Below are 16,233 nucleotides of genomic sequence, written 5' to 3'. Positions count from 1 at the left end.
GACAAGCCTCTATGAAGACACGCCGCTTCCTGCTCCTGACCGGCTCCGCCTTCACCGGTTTCGCCGCCATGCCGGCCTGGGCACGCACGACCAAGGCAAAGGCCAAGGCGGCGGCGGTTGCGGCTTCGGATCAGGGCGCGCCCGGCGTCAACAGCGTCTCGACCCCGGGATCCGCGGATACCCCGATCGGCCCGCTCGACGTGCTGGCGAGCCATGCCATCATCATCGACTTCAATACCGGCGCGGTCTTGCTGACGCGCGATGCCGATACGCCGAGCCCGCCATCCTCCCTCACCAAGCTCATGACGATCTTCATCACCTTCAAGCTGCTCAAGGAAGGCAAGCTGCATCTCAGCCAGACCTTCACGATCAGCAAGAAGGCGTGGAAGATGGGCGGCAGCCGCATGTTCCTGCAGGTCGGCACCGAGGTGACGATCGAGGATCTCATCCGCGGCATCTTCGTCGATTCCGGCAATGACGCGGCCGTGGCGCTGGCCGAGGGCATCGCCGGGTCGGAGGATGCCTTCGTCGCCATGATGAACGCCGAAGCCAAGAAGCTCGGCATGGACCACTCGCATTTCATGGATGCTTCCGGCTGGCCGGCGGATGGGCATGTCATGTCGGTGCGGGATATCGCGACCCTCTCGGCCGCGATCATCCGGAATTTCCCCGAATACTACCACTTCGCGGGCGAGCAGACTTTCACCTACGACAAGATCAGCCAGACCAACCGCAACCCGATCGTCACCTCCGGCATCGGCGACGGGCTGAAGACCGGCCATACCAACGAGGGCGGCTATTCGCTCGCCGCCTCCGCCGAGCGGAACGGCCGCCGCGTCATCCTGGTTCTGAACGGGCTGCCGACCTGGGATTCCCGCATCACCGAATCGAAGCGGCTGATGGATTGGGCGTTCAACAACTTCCAGGATGTCTCCCTCTACACCGCCGGGCAGGCGGTGACAGAGGCGCCCGTATGGCTCGGCCAGGCACCCTCGGTCGGCCTGACCGTCACGGCGCCGCTCCTCGTGACGCTGCCGATGGGATGGAAGCAGACGCTGAAGGTCGCGGTGGATTACGCGGCCCCGGTGCCGGCGCCGGTGGTGGCAGGCCAGACCATCGGGCAGCTGAGCCTGACCGGGCAGCAGATCCCGCCGGGGCAGAAGCTGACGGCGCCGCTCGTCGCCATGGCGGCGGTGCCACGCCTCGGCCTGCCGGGCCGGGCGATCGCGCGGCTCAAACACTTCCTCACGGGGCATTAAGGCTTGGATGCCGGGCGCTTCATCGTCTTCGAAGGCGGGGATGGCGCGGGCAAGGGCTCGGTGCTGGCCGCGGTAGCGGCCGCCTTGCGGGCCGAGGGCCGCGCGGTGCTGACGACGCGCGAGCCCGGCGGCACCCCGGAAGGCCTCGGCCTCCGCGCGCTCCTGCTGTCGGAGGCCGGGCGGGTGTGGGAGCCGGGGGCGGAACTGCTGTTGATGACGGCGGCGCGCGTGCAGCATGTCGAGCGGGTGATCAAACCCGCGGTCGCCGCCGGGCAGATCGTGCTTTGCGATCGGTTCGTCGGCTCCACGCTCGCCTATCAGGGCGGCGGGCGGGGCTTGCCGGAGGTGCTGATCCGCGCGCTGCACCGCGACTTTGTGGGCGATTACTGGCCGGATCTGACGGTGCTGCTGGATGTGGCGCCGGCGATCGCCCTCGGCCGCAGCCGCGCGCGCCTGGCCGAGAGCGCGGCCGATGAGGGGCGGTTCGAAGCCCTGGATCTCGGCTTTCACGAACGCGTGCGGGCGGCCTTCCTGGCCCAGGCGGCGGCCGCCCCCGCGCGCACGCTGGTCGTGGATGCGGCGCCCGCCTTAGCCGAGGTCGAGGCGGGCGTTCTCGCGCAGCTCCGCGGCTGGCTCTCCCCCGCGCCCGGCACCCGGGCGCCGGGCCTCAACGGAAGGATAGAGTGACATGCTCAAGAAGCTCCCGCTTGCTTCCCTCGCCGGCCTGCTGATGGCGGGCCTTGCCGCCACGGCCGCGGCACCTGCCACGGCCATGGCGGCGAGCGCGCCACCCGGCTTCACGGCGCTGTCCGACGGCGTGCTGGTGCATGACGACAAGATCGGCACCGGCCCCGCCGCCCAGCCGGGGCAGACCGTGGTGGTGCAATATACCGGCTGGCTCTATGCCAATGGTCAGAAGGGCACGAAGTTCGACAGCTCCTATGATCACGGGCAGCCCTTCAGCTTCGTCCTCGGCAACGGGCAGGTCATTCCCGGCTGGGATGCCGGTGTCGTCGGCATGCGGGTGGGTGGGGAGCGCACGCTGATCATTCCGCCCGATCAGGCCTATGGTGACCAGGGGGCCGGCGGCGTCATTCCGCCGGGAGCGACGCTGATGTTCGATGTCAAGCTGATAGGCGCGAACTGAGCGCACCGGCACCCCGCGAGAATTGGGATCTGCTCGGCCAGGAGGAGGCCGAGCGGATGTGGCGTGCCGCCTGGGCGCGCGGGCGCCTGCACCATGCCTGGTTGCTGACCGGCACCGAGGGGATCGGCAAGGCAACCTTCGCCTATCGCCTGGCGCGCTCCCTGCTCGCCGGGCGCGGGCCGGCCGATCCGCTCGCCCTGGACCCGGCCGATCCGGTCTTTCGCCGGGTGGCGGCCGGCACCCATGCCGGGCTGATGACGATCGAGCGCGGCCTGGACGAGAAATCCGGCCGCCAGCGGCGTGAGATCGTGGTGGATGAGGTGCGCGCGGCGACGCAGTTCCTCCGCCGCACGGCGGGCGAGGGCGGGTGGCGCATCGTCATCCTCGATGGCGCCGAGCATATGAACGCCAATGCCGCCAATGCGCTGCTCAAGCTGCTGGAGGAGCCGCCGCCGGCGGCCCTTCTCCTCCTCGTCTGCCACGCGCCCGGCCTGCTGCCGGCGACCATCCGCAGCCGCTGCCGCCGCCTGCGGCTCGCCCCCCTCGACGCCGAGACCATCGGCACGCTGCTCGGCCGCGCCCTGCCGGAGATGCCGCCGGCCGAGCGGGCGACGCTCGCGCTCCTCGCCGAAGGCTCCATCGGCCGCGCGCTGCGGCTCGCCGCGGGCGATGGCCCGGCGATGGCGGCGGAGGCGGCCCGCGCGCTCGCCACCGCGCCGCGCGGCCTCGCGGCCCAGGCGGTGGCGGACAAGGTGGCGCGGGAGGAGACGCTGTTCTCGCTCTTCATGGATCTGCTGCGCCAGGAGATCGCCGATCTCGTCCGTCGAGGCGCGCGTGGCACGCCGCGCAGCCATCAGGCGGAACTTCTCGCGCGCCGTTCCATTGATGCCTGGGGCGAGATATGGCAGGCCCTCACGCGATTGCAGGATGAGACGGAGCGCCTGGCGCTGGATCGCCGGCAGGCGGTTCTGGCGGCCTTGGGCCTGATGGCGGGACAATGAGCAAACGCTTCTACGTGACCACCCCGATCTATTACGTGAACGGTGCGCCCCATATCGGGCACGCCTATACCTCGATCGCGGCCGATGTCATGGCGCGCTGGAAGCGGCTGGCGGGCTATGAGGTCTTCTTCCTCACCGGCACCGACGAGCACGGCCAGAAGGTCGAGAAGGCGGCGCAGGATGCCGGGCTCGACCCGCAATCCTTCACCGACCGGGTGGCGGCCGACTTCCAGAACCTCGCTGCGGCGCTCGGCCTCTCCAACGATGATTTCATCCGCACCACCGAAGAGCGGCACAAGCGCGCCTGCGCCGCGCTCTGGAACAAGCTCGTCGAGAGCGGGGACATCTACCTCGGCCATTACGAGGGCTGGTACGCGGTGCGGGACGAGGCCTTCTATAACGAGGACGAGCTCATCACCAATGCGCATGGGCTGCGCATCGCGCCGACCGGCGCACCGGTGGAATGGGTGCGCGAGCCCTCGTATTTCTTCCGCCTCTCCGCCTGGCAGGAGCGTCTGCTCGCCCATTACGAGGCGAACCCGGATTTCATCGGCCCCGGCGCGCGCCGGAACGAGGTGGTGAGCTTCGTGCGCGGCGGCCTCACCGATCTTTCCGTCAGCCGCACGAGCTTCACCTGGGGCGTGCCGGTGCCGAACGATCCGGCGCATGTGATGTATGTCTGGCTCGATGCGCTGACGAACTATCTCACCGCCACCGGCTACCCCGATGCCGCGGCCCCGCGCGCCGCTTTCTGGCCGGCCGATCTGCACCTGGTGGGCAAGGACATCATCCGCTTCCACGCCGTCTATTGGCCGGCCTTCCTGATGGCCGCCGGCCTGCCACTGCCCGGGCGCGTCGCCGCCAATGGCTGGTGGACGGCGGAGGGCGAGAAGATGAGCAAGTCGCTCGGCAATGTGATCGACCCGATCCAGCTCATCGGCGAATTCGGCCGCGATGCCGTGCGCTTCTTCCTGCTGCGCGAGATGCCTTTCGGCAATGACGGCGATTTCAGCCGCCGCGCGCTGATCTCGCGCCTCAATGTCGAACTCGCCAATGATCTCGGCAATCTCTGCCAGCGCAGCCTGTCGATGATCGCGCGGAACTGCGAGGGGAGGCTGCCGCCGCGGCCCGCGCCGCTGACGGAGGCTGATCAGGCCCTTCTCTCCCAGGCGGAGGCGCTGCCGGATCTGGTGGGCGCCGCGATCGAGAGCCAGAGCTTCCATCTCGGCCTCGAAGAGTGCTGGCGGGCGATCCGCGCCGCCAATGCCTATATCGACCATCAGGCGCCCTGGGCGCTGAAGAAGACCGATGTGGTGCGTATGGGCGGCGTGCTCCGCGTGCTCGCCGATGTCATCCGCCATGTGGCGACGGTGCTGCAGCCCTTCATGCCGGACAGCATGGCCCGCATGCTCGACCAGCTGGCCGTGCCGGCCGAGGCCCGCAGCCTCGCGGGGCTGGCGACGCCGCTGGCCGATGGCAGCCTGCTGCCGCCGCCCGCCGGGGTCTTTCCCCGCTTCGTCGAGGAGGGGGCCTGAGCCCATGCTGATCGACAGCCACTGCCACCTCGACTACTTCAAGGGCGAGGAGCTGGATGCCGTCATCGCCCGTGCCCGCGCCGCCGGGGTGGGCGAGATGGTCTCGATCGGCACCAGCCTCGCGCAGTCCCGCCAGATCCTCGATCTGGTCGCCGATCGGCCGGGCCTCTGGTGCTCGGTCGGCATTCACCCGCAGCATGCGCATGAGGAGCCGGTACCCGAGCCCGAGGTGCTGGCGGCGATGACGCGCCACCCGAAAGTCATCGGCATCGGGGAAAGCGGGCTCGACTATTTCTACGATACCGCCCCGCCCGAGGTGCAGAAGGCCGGCTTTCGCGCCCATATCCGCGCCGCCCGCCTCGCCGGGGTGCCGCTCGCGATCCACGCGCGGGATGCCGATGCCGATATCGCCGCGATCTTGCGCGAGGAGCGCGAAGCGGGCGGTGCCTTCGACTTCCTGCTCCATTGCTTCTCCTCCGGCCGCGCCCTGGCGGAAGCCGCCCTGGCCCTGGGCGGCTATGTCAGCTTCTCCGGCATCCTCACCTTCCCGAAATCCGAGGAGCTGCGCGCGATCGCGCGTGACGTGCCGGCCGAGCGGTTGCTGGTCGAGACCGACAGCCCGTACCTCGCGCCGATGCCGCATCGCGGCAAGCGGAACGAGCCGGGCTATGTCGCCCATACCGCCGCCCGCCTCGCCGAGCTGCGGGGCATGACGCCGGAGGCGCTCGCCGATCTCACCACCGCGAATTTCCGCCGGCTCTATGCGAAGGCGGTGGCGGCGTGAAGGCCATCGTCCTCGGCTGCGGCGGCTCGGCCGGGGTGCCGATCCTCGGCGGGCCGGACGGGCGCGGCGACTGGGGCGCCTGCGACCCGGCGGAGAAGCGCAACCGCCGCACCCGCTCCTCGATCGTGCTGCAGGGGGATGATGGGCGGCGCATCCTTGTCGATACCTCTCCCGATATGCGCAGCCAGCTGCTCGACCATGGCATCCCCTCGATCGACGCGGTGCTCTTCACCCATTCCCATGCCGACCACATCCTCGGCCTCGATGACATCCGCATCCTCAACCGCATCATCGGGCGGCCGATGCCGGTGCGGGCCGATGCGCATACCCTCTCGGAACTCCAGCGGCGGTTCGACTACGCCTTCCTGCCCTGGCGGCCGCCGAGCTTCATCCGCCCCGTGCTCGAAGCCGAGGCGATCCGCCCGGGCGAGCAGATCAGCCTCGCCGGCATGGCGATCACGGTTTTCGAGCAGGATCATGGCTTCGGCACGACGCTCGGGCTTCGCCTCGGCCGCTTCGCCTATTGCACCGATGTCGTCGATCTGAACGCCGAGGCCTGGGCCGCGCTCGACGGGGTGGAGACCTGGATGGTCGATTGCTTCCAGCGCGACCCGCACCGAACCCATGCCTGGCTCGCCCTCGTCATCGAATGGACGGCGAAGCTCGGCGCCAAGCGGACGATCCTGACCCATATGGGGCAGGACATGGATTGGGGCTGGATGATGCGCAACCTGCCGCGCGGCTTCGAGCCGGCCTATGATGGCATGGAGATCACCATTCTCGAATAAAGCAGCCGGCGCGCAACTTTTCCGCTAGCTTGTGCGTAGAGAGAAGCAGCGAAACCGGGAGGGGTTCATGCTGATCAAGACGCCGCGCGGATGGGAAAGCCCGGGCCGGGAAGTAACGCCCGAAGCGGCCTTCTGGGGCCGGCGGGCGATCATGCGGGGGGCGGCCGGTATCGGCGCCGCCATGGGTTTCGGCGGCATTGCGGGAAGCCGGGCGCTCGCGGATGAAACCCCCGCCCCGGGCATTCCCGCCTCCGCCTATCGCTTCAAGCCGGGCCGGCCGCTCACGCCCGAGCGCGTCGCCGAGACCTACAACAACTTCTACGAATTCTCGACCGACAAGGATCTTTGGCGGCTGGCGCAGAAGTTTCCGCAGCGCCCCTGGTCCATCCAGTTCGACGGGCTGATCGAGAAGCCCTTCACGATCGGGATCGACGATCTCCTCAAGCAGGTCGCGATCGAGGAGCGCATCTATCGCCACCGCTGCGTGGAGGCCTGGGCGATGACGGTGCCGTGGAGCGGCTTTCCGCTCGCCAAGCTTGTAGCCCTCGCCAAGCCGACGGCGGATGCCAAGTTCATCAAGTTCACGAGCGACGAAGACCCCAAGGTGATGCCCGGCCTCGATGGCTTCATGCCCTGGCCCTATGTCGAGGCGCTGACCCTGGCGGAGGCCAATAACGACCTCGCCTTCATCGGCACCGGCCTCTACGGCAAGCCGATGCCGCCGCAGAATGGCGGGCCGATCCGCCTCGTCGTGCCGTGGAAATACGGCTTCAAATCCGGCAAGTCGATCGTCAAGGTCAGCTTCACGGCCAAGCAGCCGAAAACCTTCTGGGGCGAGCTTGGCCCCGACGAATACGGCTTCTGGGCGAATGTGAACCCGGCCTTTCCGCATCCGCGCTGGAGCCAGGCGCAGGAGCGGCTGATCGGCACCGATCAGGTGGTGCCGACGCAAATCTATAACGGCTATGGGGAGTGGGTCGCTTCGCTCTATGCGGGGATGCCCCAGACGCGTAAACTCTTTATGTGATCCTCGTTCGCATCCTGTCTGTCATCGCGGCCATGTTTCTGGTGGCCGCCTTCGCGGTCGCCAGCATCTGGCCGCCCGATGCCACGCTCGGCCTGCTGCTCGCCATGGCGGATAGCTCCATCGTCCCCCGCTTGCAGCAGACCGTCTTCGGCCTCTCCCCCTGGCTCTGGTCGGCCGTGATCTGGCCGGTGATGGAGCGGCCGGCCTGGCTGCTGCCGACCGCCATCGGCCTGGTAGCCTTCGGGGGTGCGATCAGCCTGTCCGGATCACGCAGCACGAGCCGCCCGCGCCGCTGGCGCGGCTGAGGCGAGAGCCGCGCCAAGCGGCCGAGCGGCCAAGCGGCCGACCTGAGAGAGCGTGAGGAGGAGATGCGTCATGGGCGACTATGTGGAGAGGGTGGTGGCGACGCCGGCGGCGGCCGACCTCATTTCGGTGCTGATCGAGGAGCATGGGCCGGTGCTGTTCCACCAGTCCGGCGGCTGTTGCGACGGATCTTCCCCGATGTGTTACCCGCAGGATGATTTCATGACCGGGGAGCATGACGTGCTGCTGGGCGAGATCGCCGGCGCGCCCTTCTTCATCAGCCGCTCGCAGTTCGAATATTGGCGGCACACGCAGATCATCATCGATGTGGTTCCCGGCAAGGGCGGCATGTTCTCGCTGGAAAACGGCCGGGGCGTGCGCTTCCTCAGCCGCTCCCGGGTCTTCACCGATGCCGAGGTCGGGCAGTTGATGCCGGTCTGAAGGCGCTGATGTATCTTCCCGCGAGCTTCCGAGAGGATCGGCCCGAGGTGCTCGCCGCGGCGATCGCCGCGCATCCCCTGGCGCAGTTCGTGACCTGGGGCAGCGAGGGGCTCGAAGCGACGCCGCTGCCGCTGCTCTTCGATGCGGCGCAAGGGCAGCGCGGCGTGCTGCTCGGCCATCTCGCGCGCGCCAACGGGCAATGGAAGAGGGCGGATACCGGGGTGGAGGCGCTGGCCATCTTCTCCGGCCCGCAGCACTATATCTCCCCGGGCTGGTATGAGACGAAGCGGGAAACCGGCCGCGTGCTGCCAACCTGGAACTACATCACCATCCAGGTGCGCGGCCAGATCTCCTTCCATCACGAGGCCGGGTTTCTGCATGAGGTGGTGAGCCGGCTGACCGCATCGCAGGAAACGGGCCGGCCGCAGCCTTGGGCGGTCGAGGATGCGCCGGAGGATTTCATCGCCGGCCAACTGCGCGCCATTGTCGGCCTGCGCATGGCGATCACCGGCATCACCGGCAAGTGGAAGATGAGCCAGAACCGCAGCGAGGCTGACCGTGCCGGCGTCGTCCAGGGCCTGCGCGCCGAGGTGGGGGCGGAGGCGGAAGCGACGGCCGCGGCGGTGGCATCCGCCCTGCAAGGCGGGTAGGGGCCGCGCCTTCCGAGGACGGGCGCCCGGCTGCGCGCGCGGCCCAGCGATGGATGCCCGCCGCCGGCCTTTCGCTGATCAGATCGGCCCGCCGAGCGCCGCCATCACGCCCCGGAGTTCGGCGAGGCCCTTGAGGCGGCCGATATAGGAATAGCCGGGGTTGCTGCGCCGCTCGCCATCGAAGCCGAGCAGATGCCCATGGTCCGGCCGCAGCGGGATCGGCCGGTGATCGCCCTCGGCCACCCGCCGCCGCTCCTCGGCGAGAAGCGTGCGGAGGAGGGCGACCATATCGACATCGCCGCCGAGATGATCGGATTCGACGAAGGAACCGTCCGGATCCTTGCGGACATTGCGGAGATGGACGAAGGCGATGCGCTCGGCAAAGCGCGCCGCCATCGCCGGCACGTCGTTATCCGGCCGCGAGGCATAGGAGCCGGCGCAGAAGGTGAGCCCATTGGCCGGGTGATCGACCGCGGCGAGCACGCGCGCCGCATCCTCGGCGGTAGAGACGATGCGCGGCAGGCCGAAGAGGGAGAAGGGCGGGTCATCCGGATGGATGCCGAGCCTGACGCCGAATTCGGCGGCGACCGGAACCACCTCGCGCAGAAACTCGGTGAGGTTGCGGTGCATGTCCGCCGCCGTCACGCCCGCGAAGGAGGCGATGCGGCGGGCGATCCCATCCCGCGTGTAGCTATCCTCGCCACCCGGCAGGCCGGCGATGATCGTCCGCTCGAGCTGCGCGATCTCGGCCTCCGTCTTGCGGGCGAGCACATGGCGCGCGCGGCCGAGCAGGGGCTCGGGGTAATCCGCCTCGGCGCCGGGGCGCTTGAGGACGAAGACATCATAGGCGATGAATTCGAGCATATCGAAGCGCAGCGCCCGGCCGGTATGCGGCATGGGGAAGGCGAGGTCGGTGCGGGTCCAGTCCACCACCGGCATGAAGTTGTAGCAGACGGTCGGGATGCCGGCGCGGCCGAGTGCCGCGAGACTATCCTTCCAGGCGTCGATCGCCTGCCGGTACGGGCCTTGGCGCAGCTTGATGGCACTCGGCACCGGAATCGATTCGCAGACAGACCAGACGAGGCCCGCCGCTTCGATACTCTCCTTCCGCGCCGCCACATCGGCATCGGTCCAGGCGCGGCCGTCATAGATATGGTGGAGCGCGGTGACGATGCCGGTCGCCCCGGCCTGCCGCACATGGTCGAGCGGCACCGGATCATCCGGCCCGAACCACCGCCAGGTTTGCTCCATCGGATTTTCTCCCGAGACGTCTCCACCCGCGCCGGGCATCTTCCCTTTCGCGCGCCGGGTCAAGCATTGCCCCGGCGCGGGAGCTAGGCGAGAAGGGCATGCAAAGCGGGCGTTTGGGGGAAGGCATGGACGAGACGCGAAGGGTCGCGCTGATCACCGGCACGACGGGCATCGGGCGCGCGGCGGCGCTCACCCTGGCGCGGAGCGGCTTCGCCGTCATGGCTTTGGGGATCGACGCGGCGGGCAATGCCGGCCTCGCGGCGCTCGCCGCCGGCGAGGGGCTCTCGCTCACCGTTCGGCAGGCGGACGTGACGGAACCCGCGGCGGTCGGCGCGGCGGTGGCCGAGGCGGTCTCGGCCCATGGTGGGCTTGACGTGATCGTCAACGCCGCCGCCATCCACCCCTATGGCGATGCGCTGCAGACAAGCCCCGAGACCTTCATGCGCTGCATGGCGGTCAATGTCGGATCCATCCATCTCACCGCCCAATATGGCGTGCCGGAGATGCGCAAGCGCGGCGGGGGCGTGATCGTTAACCTCTCCAGCGTGCAGGGCTTCGCTTGCCAGGCCGGCGTGATGGCCTATGTCGCGTCGAAGGGCGCCATTCATGCGATGACGCGGGCGATGGCGCTGGATTTCGCCGCAGACAGCATTCGCGTCGTCTCGATCAGCCCGGGCTCCGTCCGCACGCCGATCCTGGCGCTGGCCGCCCAAACCTTCGACGGGCCGAATGCGGATGTGGAGGCGGCTTTCGCCCGCTTTGGCGCCGCCCACCCCTTGGGGCGCATTGGCGAGCCGGAGGAGGTGGCCGATCTGATCGCCTTCCTCGTCAGCCCGCGCGCCAGCTTCATCACCGGCGCGGATATCAAGATCGATGGCGGGTTGACTGCGGGGATCGGGGTTCGCTGATCACCGCTCGACGGGCCGGGGCGGAGGAGGCCCTGGGGACCAGCGGATAAGCGAAAGGGGCGCGCCTGCGGCACGCCCCTTCCTTCAGACCCAGCCTACAGGCTGCGTTAGCCGGCTTCGCCCGGCTTCAGCAGTTGGAAGCTGCCGGCCGGGGTCTGCACCGAGGCCGTCTGCGAGGCCGCGTAATCCTGCGGGGTGGCTGTCTGCACCGTCTGGCCCGGCTTGAGGTTGACGATCTGCGCGGCCGCCACCGGCTGGCCGGCTGGGGGGAGGGTCGCCGCCGCCGGGGCATAGGTCTGGCCGGGCTTCAGCTGGATCGCCTCGGGGGCGGCATAGGTCTGCGCAAAGACGGCGGTGCTGCCGAGCAGCAGGAGGCTCGCGGTGGTCGAGAGGAAGATACCGGTTTTCATGACTTCAAAACTCCTCAGTCAGAAATTTTATCGCGCTGCCCAACAAAAGAGCGTCTGCGCTTGACCCCGATATGGTGCAGCGCGGCATAAGCGAAAAGCCGGGCGAGGGCATATCATTCATAACCACGCAGGCGGGTCCGCCCCGCCGGCCGCGCCCGGGCTCACCCTGCCGGATCAGGGTGGATGGCCGGAAAAGCCGCCTCGACCGCCGCGGCGATCCGCGCCGCCTGGCGCCGTAAGGCCGCCTGATCCGCCGGATGGGCCGAATTTCGGCTCCCTTCTTTCAAGGCAGCCATGACGGCGGCGAGCAAGGTCTGGTCTTTACGCTCCACCCGGCGGGAGAGGTCTTGCACAACGCATGGCGGCGACATCGCATATTCCTTCGCTTCTCCGCGAAGGCATGAACAAAGCAAGAACAAACGGGAGATGCAAGCCTCTCGCGCGCCTCCCGACGCCGCGCCGCGGGAAGCGCGCGGCGCAGCCCCTGGCCCCGCATGGGCAGCATCGGAGATTTGTGAAGCAGGGATGTGCGCGAGGAACGCAATGATTGACGACAGGCGGGATTCCGGAATGCTATAGGACTCGTATCGTCCAGAGCGTTTTGGGATCAGGCCGCTGCCATGCCATTCGATGGAACGAATTTCCTCCCCGAGCCGTCCCCACAGGCGCCGGAAATGCCGAGCGACAAGGTGATCAGCCGCTTCGTGCTGTTCCTCGCCATTTCCCTGTTCATCACCCCGTTCTCGATGTTCGGGCTGGTCGATCTCGTCAACTTCATCACCGGGCGATAGCGCAGCTTCAGCGCCGGGCGACGGGGAGGGCAGGGCCGCGGCGCTCAGCCGCGGCCCTGCCCCGGCTTTCGCCGCCGCCGCCGCGCCCCCTCAGGCCTTGCGCAGCAGTTGGCTGAACCGCCCGCGTAGCCGCACCCATTGCTGATCGGCCGTGACGCCGATGAGGATGACGCCGCCCATCACCGCGAAGTTGAGCGAGGAGGGGATGCCGAGCAGGTTCACGAGGTTCTGCAACTCCTGCAGCAGAACCACGCCAAGAATGACGCCGACGATCGAGCCCTCGCCGCCGCGGAGCGAGAAGCCGCCCAGCACGGCGGCGGCGATCGCGTAAAGCTCGTAGAAATTGCCCTGGCTCGCCGGCGTGACCGAGCCGGTATACATCGCGAAATACATCGCCGCGATCGCCGTCAGCACCTGGCAGATGACATAGGCCCAGATGATGACGCGGTGGGTGCGGATGCCGGAATAGAGCGCCGCCTCCTCGTTCTTGCCGACAGCGAAAAGATGCCGGCCGAAGACGGAACGATGCAGCACCACCCACATGACGATGCCGATGATGAGCATGGCGATGAAGGAATGCGGAATGCCCCAGCTGCGGCTGGTGGTGAGCCAGTTGAGCGCCGGGAAATTCTGCCCGAAGCCGAAGCCCGCCGTCGCATCCTGGGTATAGAAGCGCGCGATCCCGCGATAGATCAGCAAGCCGCAGAGCGTAACGATGAAGGGCTGCAGCCGCAGCTTGGTGATGAGCCAGCCATGGGCGAGGCCGATGACGGTGCCGAGCGCCAGCATGATGAGGAAGGCGAGCGGCCAGGGCACGCCCTCGACCGCGACGAAATCGATGAACAGCGTGCCGATGAGGGCGATGACGGAACCGACCGAAAGCTCGATGCCGCCGGTGATGATGACGAGCGCTTGGCCGATCGCCGAGATGCCGAAGAGGCCGACGAGATTGGCGGTATTGCTGATGTTGATCGGCAGGAGGAAGCGGGGATTCAGAATCGTGACGATGATGCCGACGACGATGATGAGCGTGAGAAGCCCGAGGTCTTTTTTATTCATGCCGCCTGGTTTCCGTTCCGTCCCTTGCCTACCGCGAGGAGGAGGACATTCTCCTCGCTGAATTCCGCGCGGTCGAGATAGCCTGCGATCCCGCCCTCATGCATCACCGCGATGCGGTCTGACGCGCCGATCACCTCTTCCATGTCGCTCGAAATCATCAGGATGGCGACCCCGGCATCGGCGAGGCCCCGCATCAGCCTGTAGATTTCGGCCTTGGCGCCGATATCGATGCCGCGCGTCGGCTCATCGAAGATCATCACCCGCGGCTTCATCGCCAGCCACTTTGCCAGCACCACCTTCTGCTGGTTGCCGCCGGAGAGCGAGCGCGCGGGCGTGCTGACCTTATCGACCTTGATGGCGAGCGCGCGCCGCTGCGCCTCCGCCGTCTCATCCTCCATCCGGCGGGAGACGAGCCAGCGCCGGGCATGCGCGCCGAGATTGGGCAGCGTGATATTCTCGGCGATCGGCAGATCGAGCAGCACGCCGCAGAGCTTGCGGTCCTCCGGCACCAGAAAGATGCCTTGGCGGACCGCATCGGCGGTATTGCGCAGCACCAGCCGCTCGCCGCCGAGGGTGATCTGCCCGCCGGCGCCTGCGCGATCGATGCCGAAGAGGACGCGGGCAAGCTCGGTTCGCCCGGCGCCGACGAGCCCGGCGAGGCCCAAGATCTCGCCCGCGCGCAGATCGAGATCGACCGCCTTGGCCGGATAGGCCGGGGTGCGGATACCGCGCGCGGCCAGCACCACGGGGCCGGGCGCGCCCGCGGCGCGGCCCTCGGCGAGCTTGAGATCCCGTCCGATCATGAGCTTGACCATGCGGTCATGGTCGATCTCGGCCCGCGCGAGCGTGCCGGCGAGCCGCCCGTCGCGCAGCGCGACGACACGGTCCGCCGCGCGTTCGATCTCGTGCAGACGATGGGTGATGAAGATGACGCTGATGCCGGCGCGCTTGAGTTCGCCGATCACGCCGAGCAGCTTGTCGGTCTCGGCCAGCGGCAGGCTCGATGTTGGCTCGTCAAGGATGACGAGGCGCGCCTCCATCGAGAGCGCCTTGGCGATCTCGACCATCTGGCACTGCGCGATCGAGAGGCTGGAGACCGGCGTATCGGGCTTGAAGCTGGCGCCGAGCCGCGCAAGCAGGGGGGCGACGGCTGCCTGTTGCGCCTGCCGGTCGAGCAGCGGCAGCGCGCCGCCGCGATGCTTCTCCCGCCCGATGAAGACATTGCCGGCGACATCGAGATTGTCGAAGAGATTGAGTTCCTGATGCACGAAGGCGATGCCGGCCTTCATGCTTTCGGCCACGCCGAAGGCGTGCTGCTCGGCGCCGTCGATGACGATGCGCCCGCTATCGGCCGAGACGACACCGCCGAGGATCTTCATCAGCGTCGATTTACCGGCGCCATTTTCCCCGATGATGCCGACGACTTCGCCCCGGCCGATGCTCATCGAGAAATCCATCAGCGCCTGCACGGCGCCGTAAGCCTTGCTTACATGTTCGAGCACCAGCCAAGGCGCATCCGCCGCCAGCCTGGCTTCTTCCTCAGCGATGGTCGTCATCCGTTGCGGTCCGCCAAGAGGAGATCAAAAAAGTCGCGGCCCGGGCGGGAGGTCATCCGGCCCGGGCCGCAGCTTACCGTGAGCGCGGCGGGTTACTGGCTCATCTTCTGCTGTTCGGCCGCATATTGCGCGACATTGCTCTTGTCGATGATGCGGGTCGGGATGATGTCGATGCCGTTGGCAGGGATCACCGACTTGTCGCCCTTGAGGTAGGAGGCGATCATATGCATGCCCTTATAGGCCCAGACATAAGGCTGCTGCACCACGGTGCCGGCGACAACGCCCTGCTGGATGCCGCCCAAGGTGACCGGATCGCCATCGAAGCCGACGACGGTGATCTTGCCGAGCTGTCCGCTTTCCTTGAGCGCCGCATAAATCTCCGGCGTGTTGTAGGAGTAGAAGCCGACAAGGCAGTTGATCGACGGATTGGCCACCAGCGCATCGGACACGTTGGACTTGGCGCGCGCCATGTCCATCTGGTCGCCGCGCACGTCGATCAGCGAGATGCCGGTGCCCTTCAGCCCTTCCTTGAAGCCCTGGATGCGCTCGCGCGCATTATCGGCGCCGAGGAGGCCGACGAAGCCCATGCACTTGCCGCCATGCGGCAGCGCTTCCTTGGCGATCTTCGCGGCCTGCTCGCCGGCGAGGATGTTCGACGAGCCGATATAGGCGATGCGCTTGGTCTGCGGCGCGTCGCTATCCGTCGTGAAAAGCGCAGTTTCGCCAGCGATCTTGTCGAGCTCTTTGGTGTCGTTCTTGGGATCGACGGCCGACATGATGATGCCCTTGACGCCGGCGCTGACGAGATTGTCGAGCAGCTGGTTCTGGGAGGCGACGGTCGCCTGGTCAGGGTATTGCAGTTCGAGCTTGAAGCCCGGCAGATCCTTCTGCGCGGCCTTCACGCCGGCGGCGGCGGCCTTCCAGAAATCGGACGCGCCGTTGGTGACGAAAACGATCGTCGGCTTCGACTGCGCTTCCGCCGAGACGAAGGCGGATGTCGCGAGCAGCAGGCCGGTCGCGATGACCGCGGCGAATTTCGGACGAGACAACATGGCTTTCCCCCTGCGTCGCCTTCGGCGACTTGTTGGTTTTTTCCGGACGACTTTTGCTCAGCGCCACGAATTTTGTGGCTCGCCGACGCGATCGTTGGATAAATCCTATTAATTGTCACGCCTGCGCATTGTCAACGTGAATAGCGCGGCGAGGATTGCGCTATTGTGCTGGCATAATTCCAAAAACGATCGTGAACTCAACGGCCTAGAGAGCAAGTCGGACCTTGGTGCGATGGTAATTTTCCCGGCCCGTAAGTTTTGTTGGGCAGCC

Annotated in this window: 19 protein-coding genes; 13 read left to right on the top strand and 6 right to left on the bottom strand. The window is 67.6% G+C overall.

Translation table 11 applies throughout. From position 1 onward, the window contains the following. Window positions 1–11 precede the first annotated feature (11 nt). The 11 genes from ACYQ7X_RS11240 (at window position 12) to ACYQ7X_RS11190 (ending at window position 8,935) form a co-directional block, all read left to right on the top strand. Window positions 12–1,259, top strand: a complete 1,248-nt coding sequence (locus ACYQ7X_RS11240) for a D-alanyl-D-alanine carboxypeptidase family protein (protein ID WP_459697114.1) — start codon at window positions 12–14, stop codon at window positions 1,257–1,259. Between the two features lie 3 nt (window positions 1,260–1,262). Continuing rightward, window positions 1,263–1,946: a dTMP kinase gene (gene tmk / locus ACYQ7X_RS11235; RefSeq protein ID WP_459697113.1), complete on the top strand. Its 684-nt coding sequence runs from the start codon at window positions 1,263–1,265 to the stop codon at window positions 1,944–1,946. Window position 1,947: 1 nt separating this feature from the next. Next, window positions 1,948–2,406, top strand: coding sequence for an FKBP-type peptidyl-prolyl cis-trans isomerase (locus tag ACYQ7X_RS11230; protein WP_459697112.1), 459 nt, complete (start codon window positions 1,948–1,950; stop codon window positions 2,404–2,406). After that, window positions 2,403–3,407 carry a DNA polymerase III subunit delta' gene (locus ACYQ7X_RS11225; RefSeq protein WP_459697183.1) on the top strand — a complete coding sequence of 335 codons (1,005 nt, stop codon included), beginning with the start codon at window positions 2,403–2,405 and terminating at the stop codon, window positions 3,405–3,407. The genes ACYQ7X_RS11230 and ACYQ7X_RS11225 overlap by 4 nt, the downstream gene beginning before the upstream one ends. Beyond that, entirely contained in the window at window positions 3,404–4,942 is a 1,539-nt protein-coding gene (gene metG, locus ACYQ7X_RS11220; RefSeq protein ID WP_459697111.1) for a methionine--tRNA ligase, read from the top strand. The genes ACYQ7X_RS11225 and metG overlap by 4 nt, the downstream gene beginning before the upstream one ends. 4 nt (window positions 4,943–4,946) lie before the next feature. Next, entirely contained in the window at window positions 4,947–5,726 is a 780-nt protein-coding gene (locus ACYQ7X_RS11215) for a TatD family hydrolase (protein ID WP_459697110.1), read from the top strand. Then, window positions 5,723–6,514, top strand: coding sequence for an MBL fold metallo-hydrolase (locus ACYQ7X_RS11210; RefSeq protein WP_459697109.1), 792 nt, complete (start codon window positions 5,723–5,725; stop codon window positions 6,512–6,514). The genes ACYQ7X_RS11215 and ACYQ7X_RS11210 overlap by 4 nt, the downstream gene beginning before the upstream one ends. Window positions 6,515–6,581: 67 nt before the next feature. Continuing rightward, window positions 6,582–7,541: a protein-methionine-sulfoxide reductase catalytic subunit MsrP gene (msrP, locus tag ACYQ7X_RS11205; protein WP_459697108.1), complete on the top strand. Its 960-nt coding sequence runs from the start codon at window positions 6,582–6,584 to the stop codon at window positions 7,539–7,541. Then, complete coding sequence (locus ACYQ7X_RS11200; RefSeq protein ID WP_459697107.1) at window positions 7,538–7,846, top strand: hypothetical protein; 309 nt, start codon at window positions 7,538–7,540, stop codon at window positions 7,844–7,846. Before msrP ends, ACYQ7X_RS11200 begins: the two co-directional genes overlap by 4 nt. A gap of 70 nt (window positions 7,847–7,916) precedes the next feature. Continuing rightward, on the top strand, window positions 7,917–8,285 hold the full coding sequence (locus tag ACYQ7X_RS11195; RefSeq protein WP_459697106.1) for a DUF779 domain-containing protein: 369 nt from the start codon (window positions 7,917–7,919) through the stop codon (window positions 8,283–8,285). An 8-nt stretch (window positions 8,286–8,293) separates the two neighbouring features. Then, window positions 8,294–8,935 (top strand): FMN-binding negative transcriptional regulator, encoded by a 642-nt coding sequence (locus ACYQ7X_RS11190; RefSeq protein WP_459697105.1) that lies wholly within the window; start codon window positions 8,294–8,296, stop codon window positions 8,933–8,935. A 78-nt stretch (window positions 8,936–9,013) separates the two neighbouring features. Here ACYQ7X_RS11190 and uxuA read toward each other — a convergent pair whose 3' ends face one another. Then, a complete protein-coding gene (gene uxuA / locus ACYQ7X_RS11185) occupies window positions 9,014–10,186 on the bottom strand; it encodes a mannonate dehydratase (RefSeq protein ID WP_459697104.1) in 1,173 nt (390 codons plus the stop codon). A gap of 125 nt (window positions 10,187–10,311) precedes the next feature. Here uxuA and ACYQ7X_RS11180 point away from each other — a divergent pair, with 125 nt between their 5' ends. Then, entirely contained in the window at window positions 10,312–11,094 is a 783-nt protein-coding gene (locus ACYQ7X_RS11180; RefSeq protein WP_459697103.1) for an SDR family NAD(P)-dependent oxidoreductase, read from the top strand. 107 nt (window positions 11,095–11,201) lie between these two features. Here the strand turns inward: ACYQ7X_RS11180 and ACYQ7X_RS11175 are convergent, their stop codons facing one another. Beyond that, a complete protein-coding gene (locus tag ACYQ7X_RS11175; protein ID WP_459697102.1) occupies window positions 11,202–11,504 on the bottom strand; it encodes a hypothetical protein in 303 nt (100 codons plus the stop codon). Between the two features lie 161 nt (window positions 11,505–11,665). Further along, on the bottom strand, window positions 11,666–11,875 hold the full coding sequence (locus ACYQ7X_RS11170; RefSeq protein WP_459697101.1) for a hypothetical protein: 210 nt from the start codon (window positions 11,873–11,875) through the stop codon (window positions 11,666–11,668). Window positions 11,876–12,124: 249 nt separating this feature from the next. Between ACYQ7X_RS11170 and ACYQ7X_RS11165 the strand changes: the two genes are divergently transcribed. Further along, the gene (locus ACYQ7X_RS11165) at window positions 12,125–12,295 is read left to right on the top strand and encodes a hypothetical protein (protein WP_459697100.1); all 171 of its coding nucleotides are present in this window, start codon (window positions 12,125–12,127) and stop codon (window positions 12,293–12,295) included. Window positions 12,296–12,385: 90 nt separating this feature from the next. Here the strand turns inward: ACYQ7X_RS11165 and ACYQ7X_RS11160 are convergent, their stop codons facing one another. The 3 genes from ACYQ7X_RS11160 to ACYQ7X_RS11150 form a co-directional block, all read right to left on the bottom strand. After that, window positions 12,386–13,354: an ABC transporter permease gene (locus ACYQ7X_RS11160; RefSeq protein ID WP_459697099.1), complete on the bottom strand. Its 969-nt coding sequence runs from the start codon at window positions 13,352–13,354 to the stop codon at window positions 12,386–12,388. Further along, window positions 13,351–14,910: a sugar ABC transporter ATP-binding protein gene (locus ACYQ7X_RS11155; protein WP_459697098.1), complete on the bottom strand. Its 1,560-nt coding sequence runs from the start codon at window positions 14,908–14,910 to the stop codon at window positions 13,351–13,353. The genes ACYQ7X_RS11160 and ACYQ7X_RS11155 overlap by 4 nt, the downstream gene beginning before the upstream one ends. Before the next feature lie 92 nt (window positions 14,911–15,002). Further along, window positions 15,003–15,962 (bottom strand): sugar-binding protein, encoded by a 960-nt coding sequence (locus tag ACYQ7X_RS11150; RefSeq protein ID WP_459697097.1) that lies wholly within the window; start codon window positions 15,960–15,962, stop codon window positions 15,003–15,005. Window positions 15,963–16,233: the final 271 nt, after the last annotated feature.

It is taken from the genome of Acidisoma sp. C75 (assembly GCF_054665095.1).
The sequence above is the reverse complement of the archived record's forward strand: the minus strand, read 5'-3'. Positions and strand labels throughout refer to the sequence as shown.